The organism is Candidatus Paceibacterota bacterium (assembly GCA_035452965.1).
GTDB lineage: Bacteria > Verrucomicrobiota > Verrucomicrobiia > Limisphaerales > UBA8199 > UBA8199.
Genome location: DAOTCE010000001.1, coordinates 1 through 23,518 on the forward strand (window position 1 = coordinate 1; position 23,518 = coordinate 23,518).

Below are 23,518 nucleotides of genomic sequence, written 5' to 3' on the forward strand. Positions count from 1 at the left end.
CGTCCGGTGGTGTGGGAGGACGGTGAGGTTCTAACCCTCACCTCCTACCCGATCGCCACCCCTCGCCCCAAACTCCGCTGTAGCGGCTTTCCCACCCGCAACTCCCGTCTCAGCGTCCTCCGGTGCAGGTGCAACCGCCCGCGCCGGCTGAACCTGTTTCATCAACCGTCTTCGAACGCAACTTCCACCACCGGAACCTCCCATTCTGGCACGAGGTACCGCTTGCGGCGGGCCTCGTCCGTGTCCTGCTCAGCCTTCCGGCGGACCATGGCCAGGACGCGAAGCTCCCGCACAGATGTCAGCCTGCTGCCCCAACGCTCCTCCGCCTGCCGCGAGAGACGGGCGACGCAGTTGTTGGACTTGTCGAAAGCACCAATGCCACTCCGCCCGCAAGGTCGCATGGCAAGTTTGTCGCCGGTCTTCAATGCCGCCAGCGCCTTGTGAATACGATCCCCCTGGCTGAACTGGCCTGGGTAGCCCAGGTGGACATCCTCCAGCGTAAGCACTTCATAGCGCAGGGAGACGCTCCGCCGCCTGCCGGGGGCGGTGGCGAACCGGGAGCGGATTACCCACTTGTCCGACATCGTTGCCGGCAACGAGGGGGATACATCCCGCCGGTCAAACACTGCCAGCGTCTGCCGGGCGCGGGTGATGCCGACGTAGAAAGTCCGCCGCTCTTCCTCCTGCTTCATTCGTTGCGCCGGGAGCCGCCAGGGCCCAATCACCAGCACGTGGTCGAACTCCGTCCCTTTCGCTGAATGCACGGTGCTCAGCGTCACGCCCTGGCCGTAAGTAAACTCGCGCCGGCTTTCGGCGCAGGCCTCATACAAAAATTCCAGCGCCTGCCGCACCGGCAGATCGGCATCTCCAGATTCGGTGGCCCAGGCCTGGAGCAGCCGACCAAGAAACTGTGTCCACGGATTCCCTTCGTTCGCATCGAAGAGCCTGGCCGCAAGGCGTGAAAGATCACTGGCGCGCTGAAAGGCACCGCGGTCCTTGGCCAGGTGTGCGAGGAAGAAGTTCAGCTCTCGAATTTGGTGGAGCGGAGGCATGGCGCTCCGCGAGTCCACCCACCGGACAGGGATGGACTCCTGCTCAGCGAGCATCCGCACCTGGGCCAGATCGGCGCGCTCCCGCGAGAGCACCGCGATGCTGGACCATTCGGTAACGCCAAGCCGGTTGAGACGGCGCAACTCCGCCACTACCGCCTCGGCCTGGCACGCGGCGTCGGCGACCTGGATGATCCGGACTTTGCCCCGGCACAACGCGTCCCGGCGCCCAAACTCCCCGCCGGGACCCAGCATCTCGCGATGCCGGTCAATACGGATCGGGTGGTGGGTTTTCATGCGGTCAACATTGGCCGCAATCAGGTGATTCGCCGCCTCGATGATGTAACCCGTGGAGCGGTAGTTCTCGACGAGGTAATGAACCTCTGCGCCGTAATCCTGCGCAAACCTGCGGATGAACTCCACGTTGGCGCCGCGGAACGTGTAGATATTCTGGTCGTCATCCCCGACGGCCAGGATGGAGAGCCTCAGGTCCGCGTCCTCGATCCTGCGCCCGGCGATGGCGCTGATCAGCTCGTATTGGGGCTCGTCTATGTCCTGGTATTCGTCCACCAGAACATACTGAAAGCCCGCCAGCAGGCGGTCCCTGACCTCGTCGGCCTCCAGCCCCGGCGGAACGTTCTCGCCGCGCAGCAGTTTTGTCGCGTCCGCGATAAGCTTGTCGAAGTCCAGGTCGCGCCCGCCGGCTGCTTGCTCGGCATACGAGCAGCCCAACAGGCGCATGGCCAGAGCGTGGTAGGTCAGGACCGTCACCCCGCGCGCATCATCACCCACGAGGTCGGCCAATCGCCGGCGCAGCTCGATCGCCGCGTGACGGTTGAAGCAGCACACGAGCATGCTTTGCGGCCGCACCCGCTCAACCCGCAGGAGATACGCGCAGCGGTGAACGACGGTCCGGGTCTTGCCCGAGCCCGGGCCGGCCAGAATCAGCACGTTCCGGCTGGGCGGCGCGGTGACCACTCTGATTTGGTCGGCATTGGCCAGGTCGGTGACGATCCGTTGGAACGAACCGGCGGTGGTCGCATGCTCGAGCAAGTCGGGCTTGGTCCGGAAGTAGCGGCGGAGGAATTCGTCCTTCGCCAGCGTGAAATAGGCGAGGACCAATTCCAGGGCGGCCTGTATTCGTTCGAGCCCCAGGCGGGCGTACTCGCTCATCACATGCACCTGAAGAATGCGTTCTTTGTAGTGGTGCTCGAGGGGCTGGTAATCCGAGGCCTTGTACTTCTCGCCCCGCGCCTCGGGGCGGAACCGGATGGTCATCGCGGACCGGAAGACGGCCAACCCCTGCTGCAGAGTGATCACGCGCAGCTCGTGGAGAAACAACAGCGCGCGCTCTATCGCGGCGTCAATGTCTTTGGTTTCCACCCCCAGCGCCAGGTCCCGCTCGATCGCCTGGTGCAGCTCCTCAAAGTGGAATTCCAGCAGCAAGTCGGCGCGGGCGGGTGCCGCCGGGGGAATCTTGGCCAGGAGCGTGTCCAGGACCAGCGACGCCAGCTTTCTGCGGTTGCCTGCCAGTTCCTTTATTTCGGTCCAGCCGCGCCGCACCTTGACCCGGTAGGTGTCCCGGGCCAAATAGCGCAGGTCGAGGCAGCCGTTGGTGCCGCCAAATCCGCGCCCCACCTCGCCCAGGCTCTTGAGCAAGGCTCTAACCAGCTCGGTTGAAGATTCGCAGCCTTCGTCGCAGAGCCGCTGGTTCAGCTGCCGCAAGGACAGGGGCATCCAGTCTACCGGATCCGGTTCTTCGTCTGCCAGCACGTCCACAAGCTTGCGGTCGGTGAGAAGAATCCGGTCCAGCCGCAAACGGGAGTGGTCGGCGACTTTGTGGCGCACAAAAGCCGTGAGCTGCATGTCGCGCTTCATGAGCCCGGCCTGAGTCATGCTGCCCAGGATCTTGAGAATCCTGGCGCTCACAAATTCCGGGTTGGCCGCCGCGGCGGGGTTGGCTTTGGCAAAGCCGGCGAATTCAGGCAGCAATGCCAATTGGTCCACCGTGAGGCTTTCAGCCGGCGGAGTGTTGAAAATCTCCCGCAGGATGGCGAGCCAGAGGGATTGCTCGTTGGCGGAGAGGTGCAAGCCGGCGATTCTGGCTTTGGCCTCGTTCAGGTCTTTGACCACCGGGCGGGCCTGAAAGACCCTCGTTACATTCTCGTCGCGCTGAAGCAAGTTGGCGCGTTCCAGCCACGAGACGGCGGTCCGGACCTTCGTGTCGGCCATGCGATCCTGGAGGTTCACATCAATTTGCAGTTCCTCGTCCCGAAGGATCTCGCCGGCCGTGATGACCAGTTCCTGTTTGTCGCCGCGAACGGCCTTTCGCAGGCTCCGGAGAATCTGGGCGATGTCACGGCGGCTCAGCTCGGAGAAGGCTTCCATCCGGAATTGCGTCTCGCAATCCTGGTCCGCGTAAAGCAAGACGCACTCTGCTTTCCTCCCGTCACGCCCGGCGCGGCCGGCCTCCTGCAGGTAGTTCTCCAGCGAGCCCGGCGTGTCCGCGTGGATCACGAGCCGGACATCTTCCTTGTCTATGCCCATGCCGAAGGCGTTCGTGGCACAGATCACTTTTGTGTCGCCGGCCAGGAACTCGTCCTGGATGCGCTTCTTCTCGGGCGGGGTCAGGCCTGCGTGGAAGTGAGCGGCCGTCCAGCCGTGCGCGCGCAGGTATTCCCCCGTGATCTCGGTCTCCTGCCGCGTGGCGCGGAACACGATGGCGCTGCCGGGTCGCCCCTCGGGGAGGCGATCGGAGAGCAACTCATGGATGCGCTCATACTTGCTCGACCCCTCAACGGTCTGCACCTCAAAGCACAGGCTGTCCCGCTCGACACTGCTGGAGAAGAGTGTCATTTCCCGGCCCGCCTCGCTCTTGAAGAAGGCGAGGATTTCCTCGCGCACGTCCTGCTTGGCTGTGGCGGTGAAGCACGCAATAGGCGGAATCTCCACTCCTTGCTTCTTCGAGAACTCCCGAATGAAACGGCCGGCATAGAGGTAGTCAGGGCGGAAGTCGTGCCCCCATTTGGACAGGCAATGGGCCTCATCGAACACCCAGCAGCCGATCTCGCGCTGGGCTATGGCTTCAGCGAAGGAACGGTTGCGCAGCTGCTCCGGCGAGACGTACAGGAGCGCGATGTCACCGAGCCGGATTCTGCAGAGCACGTCACTGCGCTCCGGCGCCGTGAGCAGACCGTAAAGGGCCGCGGCGAACGGCGTGCCGGTGCGCCGGACCAGGCCGTCCACCTGGTCTTTCATCAGGGCCTGGAGCGGAGACAGGACGATGGTCAGGACGCCCCGGCGGAAGTTGCGCGCCAGGGCGGGGAGCTGGTAGCAAAGCGATTTGCCGCCGCCGGTGGGCAGTATGGCCAGCAAAGATTCGTTGGCCATGCCCGCCTCGACAATCGCCTGCTGCAAACTGCCGCCCGTGCTGGTCTCTGGCGCCGGGCGGAAGCTGTCCAACTGAAAAAACTTGCGCAGCTGCGCCGTGGCATCGTGCGCCCCTTTGCAATAGGTGCATTCGGGCGACGCGCACGGCACCTCCCGCAGCCGCTTAATGAGCTCGCCGGTCAGCGGGTGTTCCGATCGAACCCACGGCGGCAGTACAGAATTCGAGCCGGCGACGCGGAGCCAGACCAGCGTGTACGCCAGGGCCAGCCTGCCGGGTTGAGTTTCTACCAGGCCTTCAGCCACTGGCACGCTGGAGCAGCCCCACTGAGGGACAAGCTCACGGCACAATTGCAGCGCCCGCGTGGCGGTCGGGGGCCTGGCGCCGAGTGCGTCAAACACGAGCGCCATCCCGGCCGACAGCGGGTCGGTCTCAAGGTCCGGAGTCGCCAAGAGATAATGCAGGACCTCGAACAGGCGCGGCTCGGTGCGGCGCAGTCCTTTGAGCGCCTGGACCTCGTCCTTGAACAAAACCGCGGCTTGCCGGGCGTCGGCCACAGGGTCGTTGATGCTCTCGCGGACCAGCTTGTAATTCTTCACCAAACGGTGATAGGGATTCTCCGGAAAGCAGATCGGCGACAACACCAGGGTGTCTATGACCGGCAATCGCAAGAGCGGCAGCTCCGGCGCCCGCTCTCGCAGGACAGGAAGGTCGTGGCGAAGCAGGTTGTGGCCGAGCACACACTTGGCCCCCGCCGAGAGCCGGTTAAGCTCGCCGCAGACAGTTTCCAAGGGGCTGCTTCCCAACCGCGACAGGCGCTGCTCTCCGAGAACGGCACCCAGTTTGAGAATCTTCCCGCTGTGAGAAACCTCCAGATCCAGCAAAACGGCGCGGTCCAACAAGGCTTGCAGCGCCTCGGCCACGCCGCTTCTGCTTTCACTCGCCTGCGAGCTCATACTCGGAAAGCCAGTGTAGCGAGGAAAGGGCGAAGATGTCCAAGAATCTGTCCTTCGCTGGCGCCGCAAGTGGCGCCTGGTGGTTCGCCCGCCGCGTCCAGCCGGCAACCTTCGCGCCCGCTTGGCGGTGGATGCCGGCCGGCGGCTCGCCGCCGGGCCGGTTGCGTCAGACCGCTCGGCGCCGGTCTGCCGTCATTTCGGCATCTGCTGGATGAATTCGTCCGCGCGCGCGATCGAGGCGTTCATCTCGTCAATCAACCGCGCGATGTCAGCCTGAATCTTGGTGGACTCGCCCGCAAGGGCGGCAATGGCCTGCGCGTTGAGCGTGTGCTTGAGCGCCAGCACATAGTCGTGGAACTTGCGCAGGACCGGGTCCATGCTTTGCTCCGACTTCTTCAGCGCGGTGATCATCTCATTGTAGTGGCGCCGGGTGTCGGTCAATTGCTGCCGGCTCACGTCGCGCAACGACGCGGTCTCAATCTGCTGGTTCTCTTTCTCCCATTCGGCGAACAGGTCCGCCGCCACTGTCTCCACATCCTGAACGCGCTTGTGAACCGCCTCCACCCGCGACGCCGCATCGTCGTAGTCGGACTGGAGCTGGCGATACCGCTTCTCGAGTTCGCCCCCATCGAAGCTGGACAGTTCTTTCAGGCGGGTGAGGGCATCCTTGAATTCCTGTTGCGCTTCTTTTTCTTCGTCGCGCGCCGCCACGACCCGCTTCTTGAGCAGGTCGCGCTTGTAAACGCCGACCTTCTCGTAAGCGGAATACATCACGCTCTTGCACGAGGACAAAGCGACGAGCGACACCAGCAGCAAACCCACGAGCGACAATCGTTTCATAGCCGCGATGCTCGCATCATTGACCGCCACCGTCAATGACGGGTGCGCCCAAGGAAAAGCCATGCGCGCGGGGCCGGGCTGCCCAACGCGTCACGTCGAGAGTGCCCGCTTCTGCGACTTGCCCGCCCGAACCGGGCGGCTAGAATGCATGGCATGAAACAACGTGTCTGCCTTAGCCGTGTCACCGCCATTTTGCTTTTCACCGCCTGCGCCTTTGGCCTCAGTGCCTTCCGCGCCAAAGCCCAGACGGCCGTAGCCGCCGAATCGGACACGTTGACGGTGATGACTTACAACCTGAAGTTCGCCAGTCCCAACCCGCCAAACGCCTGGCCGCAGCGCCGCCCGCTCATGGCAGAGCTCATCAGGCAGCTCGCGCCCGACGTCCTCGGCACGCAGGAAGGACTGTATGGCCAGCTGCAGGAGCTGGCGGCGGACTTGCCGGCATTCGACTGGATCGGCCTGGGGCGGGACGGCGGCAGCCGGGGCGAGTTCATGGCGGTATTCTATCGCACGGCGCGGCTCGAACCGCTGGCGTTCGACCATTTCTGGCTCTCGGACACGCCGGAAGTCATGGGCTCGAAGACCTGGGGACCCAAGCTGGCCCGCATGGTGACCTGGGTGAAATTCCGCGACCGCCAAACCAAAGGGGAATTCGTCTTCATCAACACCCACCTCGACCACCAGGTCCAGGAAGCGCGCGAGAAGGCAGCCCAACTCGTCCGTGAACGCGCCGCCACCTTCGACGCCAGGCTGCCGGTGCTGCTCGTGGGCGACTTCAACGCCGCCGCCGGCAAGAACAAGGCCTACACCATCCTGACCGGCGACCGATTCTTCACCAACACCTGGACGACCGCCCGCGAGCGCGTGAACGCAGGCATCGGGACCTTCAACGGGTTCAACGCCATTGAGAAGGGCGGGGCGCATATTGACTGGATACTGTACCGCGGCGATGCGGCGGTGGACCGCGTCGAAGTTGTGCCCTTCTCGCGCGAGGGCCAGTTCCCGAGCGACCATTGCCCGGTGGTGGCGAAAATGCGGTTGGGCGCGTCCCGGTAGTCTTACTGGCGGAAAGCCGGCAGGACGGCTTCAGGCCCGTTGAACGCGTCCCACAAGTTCGCGGTTTGGCTCGCGTCCGGCTTGGGCCCGGCATGGATAATAAGCCGGTAGCGCAGCACCAGCGGTTGGTCGCGCCGCAACGGGTAGCGCGTCCCCGCAGCCGGAAATGTCGGCTGGCACCACGACAAAGCGGGGACCTGGAAGTAGTCTCCCGGGTAATCGGCGTTCTCCCGGTGCTGCAGAACAGTCAGCCCGGACGGCGCCCCGGCCCCGGCAAATACGCCGCTCAAGTCCGACCACGCGCGGCGCGGGACGGCGTTGGTGGGGTCGGTGTGCATGGATATCTCCTGCGACGCCGGGCCGGCCAGGCGCAGGCTCAAGCCGCCGTATTGGTCGGTGCCGCGCCGGGCGAGGGTCACGCCATCCTTGAGCGCGACAAACCGGAACGCCAGGTCGATGACCCTGCCCGCCGCCGTCGCGCGGCCGGCGCGGATGATGGCCTGTTCCCGCACAATGGGTTCGCGGTCCTCCCACAACCAGAGATTCTCGCCCTCGACTTCGGCAAACAGCCGGCCACTCTGGAGCCGCACCTTTCCCGTGGGCCGCGCGAACACCTGCTGCAGTGCGTGGAGATCGCCGCGGTTCGTGCCGTAATCCACTTCCGGCCACGCCCAATAGATGCCGCGATGATGCGGGTGGTCCGCCGGCCAATCCCACGTCAGCACCTCGCCATTCAGGCCGTAAAGCGGGTGGATGTAGTTGCTGCGGGCGCGCGCATAGATCCGGTTGGCAGGTTTTACCATGTGCAGCGAATCACCCGGCTCAATGGTCTTGTAGTTGTAACGCAGGACCGGTTTGCCGTCTTCGGTTAGGTCGATTTGGCCGCTGGCGTGGTCCGGGCTGGCGCTCATAAAAGCCGCAGCCTGCCTCGCTGCACCGCCGGCCAAATCAACCGCCCCTCGCGCCGCTGCTGCGAAGCTGGCGGGCGCGCTGCACAGCAATGACAGGAGCAACGCCGCAGCGAGCGCGCTCCGGCAGCGGAGGCGCGGGCCGGTTGAAAACGTGAACTGCCTGCGCAATGGCTGGCGCTTCGTCATAGGTTTGAACTCCATATAGGTCAATATGGTCCGGGTAGCTAATCTGCCGGACGGGGCGTTGGCAAGGCGGCAATCACCCCCGGCAGCGCGCTGGAGATCAAAACCCACGCGGTGGTCGCCGCCAGGGTTTTGGAGGGGCCCCCCAGACCCAGGAACCGCCTGGTACACGCAAGGAATCTCCTCGACAACCCCATCACCCTGTGTTTCAATGATTAACTGGAAACACTCGTGCTGTGTAGCCCAAAACCCATATAACAGCGCCCTGAAAACCCCAACCTTAACGCATGGCCTGGTTGCCGCCCTGCTGGTGCTTTGTCACCTCCCGGCGCCGGCAGCGCCGTTTGCCAGGAGGTTCGCGTTCACGCAGCCTGACGGCACGCAAATCGTGCTGTGGGGACAAGGTGATGAATTCCACGCGGTATTCGAGACCCTGGACGGCTACACGGTCGTATTCAACCAGAAGACCGGGGCTTACGATTATGCCGGCGTTTCCGCCGACGGCGCGGAGCTCGTCTCCACCGGTGTCGCAGTGGGCCACAGCCCCCCCGCCACCCCGAAGCTCAAGCCGCACGTGCGGATCAATCCGCTGGCGGCGAAGCGCCAGGCAGCGGAGCGTTACGCGCGCTGGGATCAGGCGCTCGAGATCTCCCAGCGCTGGAATGCCCTGAAAAGCGCGCGACGCCTTGCTGACTTGGCCGAAACACAGAAGACCCCGGCGTCGTCACCGCCGCCTGCGACGACCACAGGGCACAAGCTGGGGCTGACTCTGCTGATTGATTTCAGCGACGACGTAGCGACCATCCCACAGGCGGATATCATCGACTTCTGCAACGGGGACAACTACACCGGCTACGGCAACAACGGCTCGGTGAAAAGCTACTTTCTCGACGTCTCCAACCAGCAGCTCACTTACAGCAATGTGGTCACGATCTACATTCGCGCGCCGCAGCCCAAGAGCTATTACAACGACGTCACCGCCGATGAATGGACACAGGGGCGCTTGCTGACCAGCGAGGCCATCGCCGCCATGAAGGCGCTGGCCAATTACACTACGGAAATCCTGCCGACGTTCGCCAACCTGACTGTGGATGCCAGCAGCAACGTATTAGTCTTTAACGTCTTCTTTGCCGGGGCCAGCAGCAGCGTATGGCAAAAGGGGTTGTGGCCCCACCCATCGAGCCTGGTCAGCCCGATTGACCTGGGCAACGGCAAGGCAGTGCTCAAATACCAGATCACCAACATCGGAGCCGCGCCGACGCTGGGCACCTTCTGCCACGAGAGCGGCCACCTGCTGTGCGGGTTCCCCGACCTCTACGACGAGGGACTCGACTCCATCGGTGGCGCCGGGGCGTTCTGCCTGATGGGTTATGGCCTCTACGATACCAACCCGGTCCAAGTCTCGGCCTACCTCAAACGCGCGGCGGGCTGGGCAACGACCCTGGAATTGACCACCAGTTCCGTCCTCACGGCCTCCGTCAGCTCGTCGGGCCCCGACTTCAACAAATTCTATCGCTGCACCAAACCAGGCACCCCCACTGAATACTACTTGGTGGAAAACCGCCAGCAGAGCGGTCGTGACGCCAGCCTGCCCGGGTCCGGCGTCGCCATCTGGCACGTGGATGAGTTGGGCGACAAAGATAACCAAAGCACCAATTTCAACAACCTGCACCTGAACTACGAACTGTCCCTCGTGCAGGCCGACAACTCCTGTCACCTCCAAAACAACTCCAACTTCGGCGACGCCCAGGACCTCTACTTCCTCGGCAATACGGCGGCCGATTACAGCAACCGCTTGAGTGACGCCTCCAGCCCCGCCGCCCGCTGGTGGGATGGTTCGGCGTCCGGCATCCTCTTCCACCATTTCAGCGACAGCGGAACAACCATGACCTTCGGAGTCGGTCCCGAGGAACCGGTTATCGGGCTGGACAACGCTTTGCTCAGCGCCGAAGGGTGCCTGCCCACTAATTCCGTGATTGATCCCAATGAAACCGTCACCGTCAACTTTGCCCTGAGGAACATCGGCGGCGGCGGCACCACCAACCTCGTTGCGACCCTGCTGACCAACAAGGGACTGATCTGGCCAAGCGCCCCGCAGACCTACGGAGAGCTGGCCGCCAATGGCCCGGCCGTAAGCTTGCCGTTCTCGTTCACCGCGATCGGAAACTGCGGCGGCAACAATGTCGCCACCCTCCAATTGCAGGACGGCGCCGAGAACCTGGGGACAGTGAACTTCTGGTTTCAACTGGGCCAATCCAGCCTGACCAACGTCTGGTCCCAGAACTTCGACGATGTCATCGCCCCGGCCCTGCCGGCGAACTGGACCTCTGTCGCCAGCGACGCCCAATCGGCCTGGATCAGCTCCATTTCCTCGGCTGACACCGCGCCGAACGCCCTCTTCTCCCCGGACCCTGGCAACATCGGCGTCAACGAGTTGAACTCGCCGGGCATCGCGCTGCCGGCGAGCCTGGCGCAATTGAGTTTCCGGCACCGTTACAACCTCGAGACCATCTACGACGGTGGCGTCCTCGAAATCAAGATCGCCGACGGCCCCTGGACCGACATCCTGCTGGCGGGTGGCAGTTTCGTGAGCGGCGGCTACGTGGGCACGTTGAGCACTTTATACGGCAACCCCCTGGGTGGCCGGTCCGCATGGACGGGCGATTCCGCCGGGTTCATCACTACTCTGGTCAATTTGCCTTCAGCCGCTTCCGGCCAGATTATCCAACTGCGTTGGCGCTGCGGGTCCGATAGCAGCACCGGCGCGCCCGGGTGGTTCGTTGACACCTTGTCGGTCACCAGCACCAACGTTGCCTGCTGCATCCTGAATCCCGACCTGCAGGTTGCGCTGACGGCCTCGCCCGATCCCGTTGTGGCTGGCCAGAACCTGGCCTACACCCTGACCGTCACGAACCTCGGACCCGAGCCGGCCATCAGTGTGACACTGACTGACACCTTGCCCGCGAGCGTCACCTTCGTCTCCGCATCCCCGGGATGCGTCCATCTTGGCGGGCAAGTCGTTGCAACAGTGGACGCCCTGGCTGCCGGTAGTGCCAGCAATTTCACGGTGGTGGTGACGCCCAATGCTGAGGGGCTTATCACCAATACCCTCTCGGTCGCCAGCCTCACTCCCGACCCGAACTCTGACAACAACTCGGCGACCAACGTCACCACTGTTTTTGCCCCGCCGACCATCACCGTTCAGCCGGACAACCAGACCGTGCTCGCCGGCTCAAATGCGGTTTTTCAGGTCACCGCCGCCGGCACCGCGCCGCTGTCTTACCAATGGCGCTTCAATGGCACCAACCTGGCGGACGCGGTGGACCTTGTGCTGACGCTGACCAATGTGGAGGTGGCCCAAGCCGGCACCTACGCGGTCCTGGTCACCAACGACTTTGGCTCGGTCCTGAGCACCAACGCGGTGCTGACTGTCATGGATCCCTTCATCGTGGCGCAGCCGCAAGACCAGGCCGTGGCCGCTGGTGCAACAGCCACTTTCGTCGCGAGCGCGGGGGGCACTTTGCCGCTGAGTTACCAGTGGAGAAGAGCAGGAAGCAATCTGGCCGACGGGGAGAACATCAGCGGCGCCCAAACCGCCAGCCTGACAGTGTCGAATGTGCAGTCGGCGGACATGGGCAATTACTCGGTGCTGGTAACTAACATCAACGGATGGGTGGCGAGTTCGAACGCCGCGCTCACGGCGCCCTTCCCGCCCGTCATTCTGGCTCAGCCCGCAAGCCAGACGGCAGTGGCCGGCTCCGCGGTCTCGTTCACGATAGAGGCCGCCGGCCCGAACCTGGCCTTTCAGTGGACGAGAGGCGGCACGAACCTGGTGGACGGCGGCAAGATCAACGGCTCTGCGACGGCCAGTTTGACGGTGTCGAATGCGCAGGCGGCGGACATGGCCGCTTATTCAGTGGGAGTGAGCAACAGTTACGGAAGTGTGGTCAGTTCGAACGCCCTGCTGGCACTGTGGCCGCTGGTGGGGTGGGGCAATAACGTTCTCACCCAGGCGGACATCCCACCCGGGCTCAACGGCGTGGCGGGCGTGGCGGGTGGTCTCTTTCACAGCCTGGCGCTGAAGGCGGATGGAACCGTGGTTGCGTGGGGGGCCGGCCGGACCAATTCGGGGCTCAACCCCCAGTTTGGCCAGGCGGTTGTGCCCGACGGATTGAACAGCGTGGTGAGCCTGGCGGCTGGATTCTACCACAGCCTGGCGTTGCTGGCGGACGGCACGGTATCCGCCTGGGGCGCGGGCACAACCAACAGCGGCGCCAATCCGCACTATGGACAGGCGATCGTGCCGGCGATAGCGACCAACGTTACCGCCGTCGCCGCCGGGGCCTATCACAGCCTGGTGCTGAAGTCGGACGGAACGGTGATTGCGTGGGGCGCGGGTGCCAGCAACCTGGGCTCCACGCATTTTGGCCAATCTGCCGTGCCTTCCGGACTAAGCAATGTGGTGGCCATCGCAGCCGGCATCTACCATAGCCTGGCGTTAAGGTCGGACGGAACCGTGGTGGGGTGGGGCGCAGGGACCAATAACACAGGCCTCATCCCGGACTTCGGCCAGTCCCAGGTTCCGGATGGGTTGAGTGATGTTGTGGCGATCGCCGGCGGCGGCTACCACAGCCTGGCTCTGCAGGCCGACGGGGCGGTAACCGCCTGGGGCGCGGGCACCAACAATACCGGCGGCAACCCGGACTTCGGCCAGTCTCAGGTGCCGGAGGACCTCACCAACGTGGCTGCCATTTCGGCCGGGTTGTACCACTCGCTGGTGCTGAAGGCGGACGGAACCGTGGCAGTCTGGGGATTGAATAACAACGGACAGACCAATACCCCTGGCCTCTTAAGTAATGGTATGGCGGTGGCAGGCGGCGGCTATCACACCCTGGCGCTGGAGGGCGGTGGAAGCCCGCACTTCACGGTGCAACCCTTTGCCCGGGCCGTGACGCTGGGCACAACCGTCAAGCTCACCGCCATAGCTGCCGGGCAGCAACCCCTGAGCTACCAGTGGCAGCATGCCGGGACAAATCTCGACGGAGCCATCAGCCACACGCTGACGCTGGACAGCGTTCAATGCTCCGATGCCGGGGCCTACACGCTGCTGGCCAGCAATTCGTTGGGCACTACCGCTTCGAGCACAGCCGCGCTGACAATCGCCGGCGCGGCCCCTCCCACCATCACGTGCCCGGCGGACGTAATGGTGCCTGCGGACCCGGGGGCTTGCACGGCATCCGGCGTGGCTCTGGGCAGCCCGCTGACGGACGATCCTTGCGGAACAGCAACCGTGACGAACAATGGAATCGGAAGCTACCCGCTGGGCACCAACGTGGTGACCTGGACGATCACGGACGCCGTTGGCAACACCAACAGTTGCCAGCAGCATGTGATTGTGCTGGATGTCCAGGCTCCGACAATCTCCTGCCCGACAAACCTGGTGGTTAGCGCCGATGCGGGTCAGTGCAGCATGAGCAACGTGACTTGGGAGGTGGCCGCGAGCGACAACTGCGCGGTGGCCAGCGTTGTAAGCGAGCCGCCCAGCGGCTCGACCTTCCCGGCGGGCGTGACGACAGTGAACTGCACGGCGACGGACGCCAGCGGAAACACCAACTCGTGCTCCTTCACCGTGACCGTCGTTTCCCCGAGTTACGTCCTGGCCCAGCCTGTCAGCCAAATCGCCACTCAGGGCGGGGACGCCGCCTTCACGGTGATTGCCACCAATGAATGCGGCATCGCCCTGACTTATCAATGGCGCTGGAATGGGGGCGATATTGCGGGAGCTACCGACAGCGTCTACACCCGCACTAATGTCCAATGCGCTGACGCGGGCAGCTTCGAGGTGGTAGTGAGCAGTCTGGGCAGTTCTCTGACGAGCAGCGCCGCTGCCCTGACGGTGGTGGCCCCGCCGATGATCCTCAGTAATCCCGCAGACCAGGCGGTGCCCCTCGGCGAGGGCGTTACCTTCTGCCTCAGCGCGACCAACGACTGTGGCGGCCAACTGGACTGCCAGTGGCGCTTCCAGGGAATCGAGATCCCGGGTGCCACCACCAACTGCTACACTCTCGCATTTGCCCTGCCTGCCAATGCGGGCAACTACGACGCGGTAGTGGCGAACCTGGCTGCTGCCGTGACCAGTCCCGCTGCCGTCCTGACGGTTGTGGGGCCTGAACTCACCGTTTACCCGGGGGACCCGTCGCCCGGAGGAGGCGGATCGACAAATCTCTTCATCACCTTCCCCAGCGTCACTGGGGTTGACTCTGTCGTGCAGTACAAGGATGCGCTGCTGGACACCAACGATTGGTTGCCGCTCACAACCAACCCCGGGACCGGCAGCTTCATTACCAACGACTTCCCTGTCAGCACCGAGCTTTCTGGCCGCTTCTACCGCATCCAGGTCCCTTGAGCAGTCGTCAGTAGCGGCCCAGTTCCAGGCCCGCGTCAATGAACGCCTTGTAGTTGGCTTCGGTCCTGAAAGAAAGCGGGACGTTGATGGGCCCGGCGGTGGGAAGCAGCACGAAGCCGCCGCCCTCCTTCGCCTGCCCCATGACCTTTCGCACTTCAGCTCTCACCTGCTCGGGCGTGCCCTCTTCCAGCAACTTCAGCTCGATATTGCCCCACACCGACACTCCGCGCGCCTGGCAGCGGCGTTTCAATTCGTCCAGCCTGATGTCGCCGTCGGGCGGCGGCTCGCAGGGGTCAATCCCGTCGCAGCCCGTCTCTAGGATCAGGTCCAGCACCCGGCCCACCTTGCCGTGGCAATGCAGCCGCACCTTCGCGCCGCGCTCGTGTATCAGCCGTGTCATCTCCGTGACATGCGGCATCACGAAGCGCTTGAACATCGCCGGTGGCAGGTAAGGCGGCGTGAAATATTCCGGCCCGACGATGCGGTAAACATCCAGCACGCAGCAGTCGAGCTGCCGTTGCAGGTTCTCCATCACACGCTCCGCGACAATCTCCACCGTGCGCGCGAAATGGTCCGTTTCCTCGAAAGCCCACATCATGTAGTCCTGGAAGGACATGAGATCGGCGGCGAGATAGGCGGGGTCGCCGACAGACGCCATGATCAACCCATGCTCGCCCAGTTCGGACAGGACCCGAGCCAGGTCGGACGAGTCGTAGCGGGCCGGTTCGTAGGGCACGCTTAAGGCCTTGTCCACGTCGGCGATGCTCTTGCACCAGTGCTCGACCTGCCAGGTGGTGTGAACGTCCGCCGTCTTCTGGGTGACCTGGCGCAAATCCCCCTTGGGCGTGTGGCAAACATTCGTAGTCCGCTCGAATTGCCCAATCGCCTCGGTGCGGGCTTCGATTTCCACCGGGTAGTCGGAGCACAGAAAGCGCTCCTCGCAGGTGTAACGATCCGTGGCCGGGCGCGGATTCCAGTTGGTGATGCAATCTGTGTGCGCACGGATGTAATCCATCAGGCCGCGGTAGCTGGGCTGCTGGTTGCACCAGTCCCGGCGGTTCCGGCCGGCCAGCTCATAGGTGTTGATAGGCACCCGGTCCGGAATTCCACACGAAAGCGCGGTCAGCAGCCGGCGGCGGCTGGTCCAGCGGTTATGGGCGGCGTCGGCACACATAGAGCAATTGACTAAAACAACTTCCAGGCAGGGCCGGCAGGCGCCTGCCTGCCGCGTCTCCATTCGAGCAGACCACGGCGCGCACAGAGCACGCGCCCCGCCCAACGAGTCCTTCGATCTTCGCGAGTCCACGCGCCCCGCTGCAAACACAAAAAGGAATGTTATCGAGCGGCGGGACTTGATCCCAGCTCATGGTGTCTCTTCACCGTGAGGCCTCGCGGCAGCGGCGACGGCGAGCAGGGCCCGGCTGGCCCGGAGATCACGCCGGCTTCAGCAGAGGTTTCCCTCCCCGCCGGGCCGGTCCACTTGTTTTACCGATAGACAAGTCATCCCGGGCAATTACAGATTGCAATTCGTCGTGCGGAATCTGTAATATGCAGCCGGTTAGTCAGAATCAGAACACTTGGCCAGCCGGCTGCAATTGCAGTGCTGGCCGCAGTACCGCCTGGTTCGGCGATGCCGAAGAATCAGTAGCAACAGTCAAACACTCAATGCGAAGCACCCCGTATATGCATCCCCACACCCCCCAATCCCCAGGCCGCGTTGGCCTGGGCCACAGACTCCTGCAACTGGCATTCACGCTCGCGGCGGCCTTGATCGCGGCGGCGGCGACGAATGCGGCGGCCTCAACCCTTAAGCTGATACCGCTCTTCTACGAGGGGAGCTATGGGGAATGGCAAAACGAAGGCCGGGCCATTACCCCGGACGGGGCGTACTTGGTGGGTGTCGAGTATGAGAGCAATACGGTGTATAGGGCTTACATGGACGGCTTCTTCTATAACGTGACCAACAATACCATAGACTCACCTCTTAGCGCCACTGCGCCCCCTCGCATTCTGACCGGGGTTGGGTATCGAACCAGCGGGGGGCAGAAGCAAGTCGTAATGCAAGGCTATGACCAGGCGAATTTCGTCCAGTCGGAGTGGATGACGACTAACGGTGGTGCCAGTTTTGGAGTCATACGTCGCAACACCTCTTTCGCGGACGGCAAGAATTTGCCCGTTGCCAACTCGCTTGGCTCGGTCACTGGATCCGACAAGTACTACACCTTGATCGGTAGTGCGGATACTCGTCCTACTGGAGCGGGCATTGACAACCAGAGACACTGCTATACCGGCGTGGGCAGCGGGACGTGGCCTGCATCCATGAACCAGCAGTTCTTCGCCATTGATAATCCTGACGCCGCTAATATGTGCGGGGTTGCCTATACGGGAACGGCCGCGGGGCGGGCGGTCGGCTGGTACCGGGATGCGCCCTGGTCGGGGCAGACGGAAACCTACATACTCAACTGCATCGTTGAATATCCGCCCCCGGGTGGTGTTGGCTATCCCGCCAGTTATGCCAAGACCTGGTTCTTTAATGGCCTGAACGGCAGCACTAACGGCGAGGCCTGGGCGGTCAGTGCTGACGGCACGAAGATATTTGGCCGGTCGCCGACCTCCTTCGACGCCAATTGGCACGGCTACAAGGCGATCGTGGGCACCACCATGAATTCCTGGGTGAGAACGGACCGGTTGCCCGATTTCCCCGACGCGGCTGGCTCGCAATACCTGGCTTGTCCTTACGGCTGCAGCGCGGACGGACGGTACGCGGTCGGGATGAACTACCGAGGCGTGGAACGGGCGGTGTTGTGGGATACCGCCGACGCAAACCCCGCCAACTGGACGGTGACGGATCTGACGGACGTCGCCGCCGCCGAGGGCCTCCTGGACACCGCCCCGGATTCCCGCTGGCTCAGGCTGGCCCGTGCTTATAGCGTGGGGATCAATGCGGCCGGGGTCCCAGTGGTCACGGGATATGGCTCTTACAGCAACTCGGCAGGCATATGGAACCGCGGCTTTGTGATGACCGTTTCCCTCTGCAGCACCGTCGCCGATGTCGGCGGCATCACCGCCCCGGTTTATGAAACCGCCACCACGGTGACCGTGACGGGTTGTGACCCGGCGGCCACGACCATCAAAGTCTATCACGACGGCAGCCAGATCGGCAGTGCCGCCGGTGGCAGCGCGAACGTCGTGGTGACCGTCGCCCCTCCGACGCTGGTCGCCGGCTGGGTGCTCAAGGCTACCCAGACCGTCAATGGCCAGGAAAGCTGCCTCGTGTCGGCTCCCGGCGCCACCGTTACCACCGAGGCCAACCCGCCGCCCGTGGTCGTGTTAACTGCCCCGACGGGTGGCGCCAGCCTTGTCGCCCCCGCCACGATAGGGCTGGCGGCCTCCGTCACGACCAACTTCAACACCATCAACTCCGTTGACTTCTACAACTGGGGCACGAACCTGATCGCCAGCATCGCGGTCCCGCCCTATGCGTATTCGTGGCCCGGCGTGCCCGCGGGTACTTACAGCCTGAGCGCGCGCGTCGTGTATAACTCAAGCATGAGCGCAAACTCCACTGCCGCTCTCGTGACCGTCAGCGAAGCCCCGAGCGGCTCCAGGCTCATCGCTGTTCCCATGGCAGCGTGGCAGTCCGGCCAACCTCAGAGCCAGGGCCGCGCCATTTCGCCGGATGGCCGGTACGTGGTCGGCTCCTCTTACACCAGCACTTTGGGGGACGGCTACGGGTTCTTCTATAACGTGGCCAATGGCACCGTCATCCAACCCTCGGCCAGTTCGGTTCCCAGCGAGCAATACCCGCCCTCCCGGTTGACGGGCATCGGGTATCGGAGCAATCAGCAACTCGTGCTGGACGGCATGTCGGGGGGCTACCAGGCGAACTGGAGCACGACCGACGGTGGCGCCACCTGGGGCGCCATGCGCACCGATACCAGCTTTGTTAACGGCCTGAATCCGCCCAACGCAAATTCACTGGGAGCTGTGCCCAACTCGGGGAACTTCTACGTCATCATCGGCAATTGGCCTCAGGACATCAACAACCAGCGGATGCTCTTCACCTGTCAGGGGAGCGGCACATGGAACAGCGCGACGCCTTGCGCATTTGTGCAAAAGGGGTTTTACATTGACAATCCGGACGCGGGAGCCATGAACGGGGTCGCGGGCGCCACAGGGCGCGCCGTGGGATACTATCGGGACGCGGCTAGCGCCACGAGGCGCAACTACGTTGTGGACTACCCTCCCAAGGGGCCTATCGGCTGGCCTGCGGGCTACGTCGGCACCTGGGCGTTTGCCGGCCTGGATAGCACCCTGATCGGCGAATGCTTCTCCGTCAGCGCCGACGGCAACCAGATCTTCGGCCGTTCCCCGACCCCCACAGATCCCAACTGGCACGGCTACAAAGCCATCGTGACCTCGGACACCGACTCGCTGCAAAGCATCCACCCGTTGCCTGATTTCCCCAACACCGGGGGATCAACCAGGCTGGTAACTCCGTACGGCTGCACCGCCGACGGACGCTATGCCGTGGGGATGAACTACCGCGGCGCGGAAAAGGCCGTGCTGTGGGATACCGGGGACGCGAACCCCGCCAATTGGAAGGTCTTGGACCTGACGGAGCGGGCGGCGGCTGAAGGCATCCTCGGCAACTTCACCAGCTTGTACCGGGCATTCAGCGTGGGCACCAACTCAGCCGGCGATCCAGTCATCACCGGAGCTGGCCTGTATAATGACGGGAGCGGCTTGTACAACCGCGCGTTCGTGATGGTGGTCGCCACGCCTCGGCCGCGAATCACCTCAATCCCGGGAGCTGGCACGAGCAGCGTGACGGTCCATTACGCCAACACCATGGCCGGCAAGACCTACACGCTGCAATACAGCACCAATCTTGCTACCACGAATTGGTATTCCGCAGGCAGCAAGCAGGCTTCAGGCACGTCTGACTTCCAAACCGAGAACTCGGTCTCCACTGCGCAACGTTTCTATCGGATACAAACCACACCGTAAAGCACGGCGCTCGTCGCCGGCCCCAGAGCTCCTGAGCCGCGCACCCTGATTGGGGTGGGCCAGGGAATTCGAATGGGCCCCTCTCCCCCACGAAGGAGAGAAGGCAAGCGAGAGGGGCCTTCTTGATCTCAACAGCGGCCGATGGCTCAAAAGCTGGCTGTTGGCGCTGAGCAGACGTCGTAGCCGCTGCCGTACTGCGCCAGGTAGTGGATGGAATAGGCGCGCTCAAACACCAGGATCGGCAGCAGCAGCACCGTGCCCAGAAACGGGATTGCCAACAGGCAACCACGCAGCCTTATGAACTCATCCACGGCAGCATTATACCCCGGCACGGACAGGAGAATTCGCCTTGCGGATGCCTCCGTTCTCGCACCACCAGAGGCAAAGAAAAGGAGCGGCCACCGGGCTGGGGGGCCGCTCCGCAACACAGTCCCGCGTCTCGCCTCCTTTCCGAGCCGCAGTTACTCGTCTTTCCTAGCACATCCTGCCCTCCCGCTCTATGGGGTGTTTACCCCATAACAGCCTGCGGATGCTGCTCTTAGCGCCAGGACGGCAGGTTCGTGCCAAGTCATGCCCCACCAGCCCCCCCCCAAGCCCATGCCAGCTACGGCGAGCATACGGCGACAATCCGGCGGGACTACGGTGTGTATCCCATGGGGAGCGCTCCCCATGGGATACACACCGGGGCAGCACGGGTGTCACATCGTAGTCGCACCGGCAAATTCGACTGTGGGGAGAGTGCTGGGAGACTATTACTGTCTCAAAAATGGACACAACGCCGATTTCTAACAGGGCGGCCATCCGGTCGAGGAATATGGAACCGTGGCAACGGATTTCGGCACTTTGGGAGGTGCGGAACCAACTCGCCCAACGATGACCTTTGCCGTTGGCCTTCTCGCAGCCGTCGCCTTTGTCGGTTCAGATTGGCTGGGAATGTTGCCAAACTGGCAAGGAGCTTCTCACCTGCGCCTCCCTGTGCAATAGTAATCGCGTGAAGTTGAATGTTGGCATGGGCCATCCGGGTTCGCGGGTGGCTGGTTGTTGTCGGGCACTGACCCTGTGCCTGGTCGTCGTTGTTGCCCTGCCTCTGCTGGCGGAGAGCCATTATCTGCCCCCCGGCCGTCCCGACGGCGTGTCTTTGCTGGCACCGCCGCCGGTCGCTGGATCAGCCGAGGAGGCGGCGGACCTGGCCTCAGCGCGCGCGGTCTTCCAGGCGCGGACGCCAGCCGAGAGAGACCACGCATTCAAAAACGCCAGTCTTTCGATCTTCCTGTACGCGCCGGCTATCGGACCCTTCTTTCAGCCCGGCAGGTTTCCCAAGACCGAGGCGTTGTTCCAGAAGGTGAAAACGGACATCTCCGAGCCGCTCAACCGAACGAAGGATCACTGGAATCGGCTGCGTCCCTACCAATTGGACCCGCAACTCACCCTGGGCCGGCCGGAAAGGAGTTCTGCCTACCCGAGCGGGCATTCCACCCGCGGCACCGTCCAGGCCCTGCTGCTGGCGGAGTTGTTCCCGGCACAGAAAGAGGGGATTCTGGCCATCGGCCGCCAGATCGGCTGGGACCGCGTGCTCATCGGCAAGCATTTCCCGACCGACATCCACGCGGCGCGCGTTCTGGGTCAGGCGCTGGCGCGCGAGTTTCTCGCCAGCCCGGCCTTCCAGCGCGACCTGGCCGAGGCCAAGGCAGAGGTGCAGGCCTGGGCCAGCAAAAAACCAGACTTGCAATCAGGCAGCGCACACTTACCCTCCACGCTCCCCGTCCTGGAATGTGGACAGCAGTAAATTAGAACAGACCGAATAGACCGATATGCCATCAGCAAATGACCTTCGCCGCGGCATGGCGATTAATTACAACGGCGACATCTGCGTCGTCATGGACAGCCAGCACCGCACGCCGGGCAACCTCCGCGCCTTTGTCCAGGCCACTCTCCGCAGCATCCGCAGCGGGCGATCCTCCGACGTGCGCTTCAGCTCGACCGAGAAGATTGACGTCGTGCCGATGATGACCCGCAAGATGGATTTCAGCTACAAAGACGGCCAGGACTACGTCTTCTCCGACCCCGAGACCTACGATACGGTGATGCTCACGCCGGACCTTATCGGCGACGGGAAGAATTACCTGGTGGAAAATGCCCAGGTGACCGTGACGTTCGTCGAGGACAAGGCCGTGGCGATTGAGTTGCCGTCCAGCGTGGTGTTGAAGGTGGCGGATGCGCCGGAAGGCATTCGTGGCGATTCCGCCAACAACGTCCAGAAGCCAGTTGTTCTGGAAACCGGCATCACGGTCCAGGCCCCCCTCTTCATCAAGACGGGCGAGAAGATCAAGGTGGATACCCGCACCGGCAAGTACATGGAGCGGGCCTGACGGCAGGCCCGTGGGCCGCTCTGCCAGACGGCCCGCCTACAGCTTGAACTGGGGTATCTTCAACAGCTCGCCGTCTTTCAGCGCGGACTCGTGGGCGATGACGCCAGCGACCGTCATGTTCAGGGCCTGGGCAACGTCCACCAGCGGCTTGCGGTTTTCGAGGATGGCCATGACAAATTCGTTCATCAGGTAGCCGTGTGAGCCGCCGTGGCTGCCGGCTTCCACGCCGGGCGGCAGCGGCGGGCGATTGAGGTCGGGCAGTTTCTTCTCCAGCCCTTCGTATTTCCCGTAAAACGAGCCCTTCTGCCCGCGAATCCGGCCCATCTCACCCCCGTAGCCGGGGGAATCCCAACTGACGCCCATCCGCGAAGTGCCCCCCTCGCTGGTGCGGAACAGGGCGATCTCTGTGCCGAACGGATTCTTGTAGCGGTTGTTGGCCGGTCGCAGATGCTCAATCACGCTCGGCATGCCCATGCAGGAGACTTCGGTGAAACTGCCGCCGGTCACGCCGGTGTAGTAGGCGTTCGAGTGCGTGGGGTACCATTGCGGCGGCAGGCCGATGCGCCAGCCCTTGTAGGAATCAATCGGCGTGTCCATGTAGTGAAAATACTCCCCTTCGGAATAAAGCAGCTTGCCCAGCCCGCCAGCGTTATAGATCTGCCGCATCGCGTGAAGGTCCTCATGGAAGTACGAGGTCTCGAACATCATGTACTTCAAGCCGGTGGCTTTCACCGTTTCAAACAACTGGTGCGCCTCCTCCAGCGAGCCAAACATCGCCGGCACCGCTGAGGCGACGTGTTTGCCGTGCTTCATCGCCTCGATGCAAAGCCGCGCGTGGCTGGGGGCGTCCGTGGCCACGAAGATGGCCTCAATCCGGTCGTCTTTGACCATCTCCTCGACGGACGGATACGTTTTGCCGCACTTGACTGCCTTGGCCAGCGCGGCGCACCGATCGGGGATCAGGTCGCTCACAGCCACCACCTCCACGTTCGGGTGCTTGTCAAAGCTGAACGCCGCCCCGAACCGGCATACCCCGTAGCCCGCCAGCCCTACCCGAATCCGGCGATCCGAGACTGGCTTCCATCCCTTGGACGCGCTTTCCTCCGTAGCCGCCTTCTCGAACCCCTGGATCACTTTCTCCTGCGACCGGGCAGCCAGCGGAGCCGCCAGGGCAGCCGAACCAAGCCCAATGGCGTGCAGGAACGAACGCCGGGTAATCGAACTGAAGGAAACAGACTTCTCTGCCGCCCGGAGGACGTCAGAGCCGGGATGGAGGTTTTTATTCATGACCCAGAGCATGTCCCCCGCTCAAACTGCGTCAAGCCCGAACCCGCCGATGCTGAACAGGCG

11 protein-coding genes are annotated in these 23,518 nt (G+C 63.4%); 5 read left to right on the plus strand and 6 right to left on the minus strand.

The features are described 5' to 3' along the window. Positions 1 to 161: 161 nt before the first annotated feature. Positions 162 to 5,393, minus strand: coding sequence for a RecQ family ATP-dependent DNA helicase (locus tag P5205_00005; protein HSA08733.1), 5,232 nt, complete (start codon positions 5,391 to 5,393; stop codon positions 162 to 164). A gap of 192 nt (positions 5,394 to 5,585) precedes the next feature. Then, on the minus strand, positions 5,586 to 6,233 hold the full coding sequence (locus P5205_00010) for a DUF2959 family protein (GenBank protein ID HSA08734.1): 648 nt from the start codon (positions 6,231 to 6,233) through the stop codon (positions 5,586 to 5,588). Positions 6,234 to 6,386: 153 nt separating this feature from the next. Here P5205_00010 and P5205_00015 point away from each other — a divergent pair, with 153 nt between their 5' ends. Then, the gene (locus P5205_00015) at positions 6,387 to 7,289 is read left to right on the plus strand and encodes an endonuclease/exonuclease/phosphatase family protein (GenBank protein ID HSA08735.1); all 903 of its coding nucleotides are present in this window, start codon (positions 6,387 to 6,389) and stop codon (positions 7,287 to 7,289) included. Positions 7,290 to 7,291: 2 nt separating this feature from the next. Here the strand turns inward: P5205_00015 and P5205_00020 are convergent, their stop codons facing one another. Then, positions 7,292 to 8,401: a PmoA family protein gene (locus P5205_00020; GenBank protein ID HSA08736.1), complete on the minus strand. Its 1,110-nt coding sequence runs from the start codon at positions 8,399 to 8,401 to the stop codon at positions 7,292 to 7,294. Positions 8,402 to 8,594: 193 nt separating this feature from the next. On the opposite strand from P5205_00020, the gene P5205_00025 reads away from it, so the two are divergent. Continuing rightward, positions 8,595 to 14,789, plus strand: coding sequence for an immunoglobulin domain-containing protein (locus P5205_00025; GenBank protein HSA08737.1), 6,195 nt, complete (start codon positions 8,595 to 8,597; stop codon positions 14,787 to 14,789). 7 nt (positions 14,790 to 14,796) lie between these two features. On the opposite strand, the gene P5205_00030 is transcribed toward P5205_00025, so the two are convergent. Then, a complete protein-coding gene (locus P5205_00030; GenBank protein HSA08738.1) occupies positions 14,797 to 15,963 on the minus strand; it encodes a uroporphyrinogen decarboxylase family protein in 1,167 nt (388 codons plus the stop codon). A 509-nt stretch (positions 15,964 to 16,472) separates the two neighbouring features. Between P5205_00030 and P5205_00035 the strand changes: the two genes are divergently transcribed. After that, positions 16,473 to 19,799 carry an Ig-like domain-containing protein gene (locus P5205_00035; protein HSA08739.1) on the plus strand — a complete coding sequence of 1,109 codons (3,327 nt, stop codon included), beginning with the start codon at positions 16,473 to 16,475 and terminating at the stop codon, positions 19,797 to 19,799. A gap of 146 nt (positions 19,800 to 19,945) precedes the next feature. Here the strand turns inward: P5205_00035 and P5205_00040 are convergent, their stop codons facing one another. Further along, on the minus strand, positions 19,946 to 20,110 hold the full coding sequence (locus P5205_00040; GenBank protein HSA08740.1) for a hypothetical protein: 165 nt from the start codon (positions 20,108 to 20,110) through the stop codon (positions 19,946 to 19,948). Between the two features lie 680 nt (positions 20,111 to 20,790). Here P5205_00040 and P5205_00045 point away from each other — a divergent pair. Together P5205_00045 and efp are read left to right on the plus strand one after the other, a co-directional pair. Beyond that, a complete protein-coding gene (locus P5205_00045) occupies positions 20,791 to 21,585 on the plus strand; it encodes a phosphatase PAP2 family protein (protein ID HSA08741.1) in 795 nt (264 codons plus the stop codon). A gap of 25 nt (positions 21,586 to 21,610) precedes the next feature. Further along, entirely contained in the window at positions 21,611 to 22,168 is a 558-nt protein-coding gene (gene efp / locus P5205_00050; protein HSA08742.1) for an elongation factor P, read from the plus strand. A 36-nt stretch (positions 22,169 to 22,204) separates the two neighbouring features. Here efp and P5205_00055 read toward each other — a convergent pair whose 3' ends face one another. Next, the gene (locus P5205_00055) at positions 22,205 to 23,455 is read right to left on the minus strand and encodes a Gfo/Idh/MocA family oxidoreductase (GenBank protein ID HSA08743.1); all 1,251 of its coding nucleotides are present in this window, start codon (positions 23,453 to 23,455) and stop codon (positions 22,205 to 22,207) included. Positions 23,456 to 23,518 lie beyond the last annotated feature (63 nt).

Excerpts from the sequence above, each read along its gene's own strand:
- P5205_00005 (HSA08733.1), bottom strand. The coding sequence starts at position 5,393 with ATGAGCTCGCAGGCGAGTGAAAGCAGAAGCGGCGTGGCCGAGGCGCTG.
- P5205_00010 (HSA08734.1), bottom strand. The coding sequence starts at position 6,233 with ATGAAACGATTGTCGCTCGTGGGTTTGCTGCTGGTGTCGCTCGTCGCT.
- P5205_00015 (HSA08735.1), top strand. The coding sequence starts at position 6,387 with ATGAAACAACGTGTCTGCCTTAGCCGTGTCACCGCCATTTTGCTTTTC.
- P5205_00020 (HSA08736.1), bottom strand. The coding sequence starts at position 8,401 with ATGGAGTTCAAACCTATGACGAAGCGCCAGCCATTGCGCAGGCAGTTC.
- P5205_00025 (HSA08737.1), top strand. The coding sequence starts at position 8,595 with ATGATTAACTGGAAACACTCGTGCTGTGTAGCCCAAAACCCATATAAC.
- P5205_00030 (HSA08738.1), bottom strand. The coding sequence starts at position 15,963 with ATGTGTGCCGACGCCGCCCATAACCGCTGGACCAGCCGCCGCCGGCTG.
- P5205_00035 (HSA08739.1), top strand. The coding sequence starts at position 16,473 with ATGCATCCCCACACCCCCCAATCCCCAGGCCGCGTTGGCCTGGGCCAC.
- efp (HSA08742.1), top strand. The coding sequence starts at position 21,611 with ATGCCATCAGCAAATGACCTTCGCCGCGGCATGGCGATTAATTACAAC.
- P5205_00055 (HSA08743.1), bottom strand. The coding sequence starts at position 23,455 with ATGAATAAAAACCTCCATCCCGGCTCTGACGTCCTCCGGGCGGCAGAG.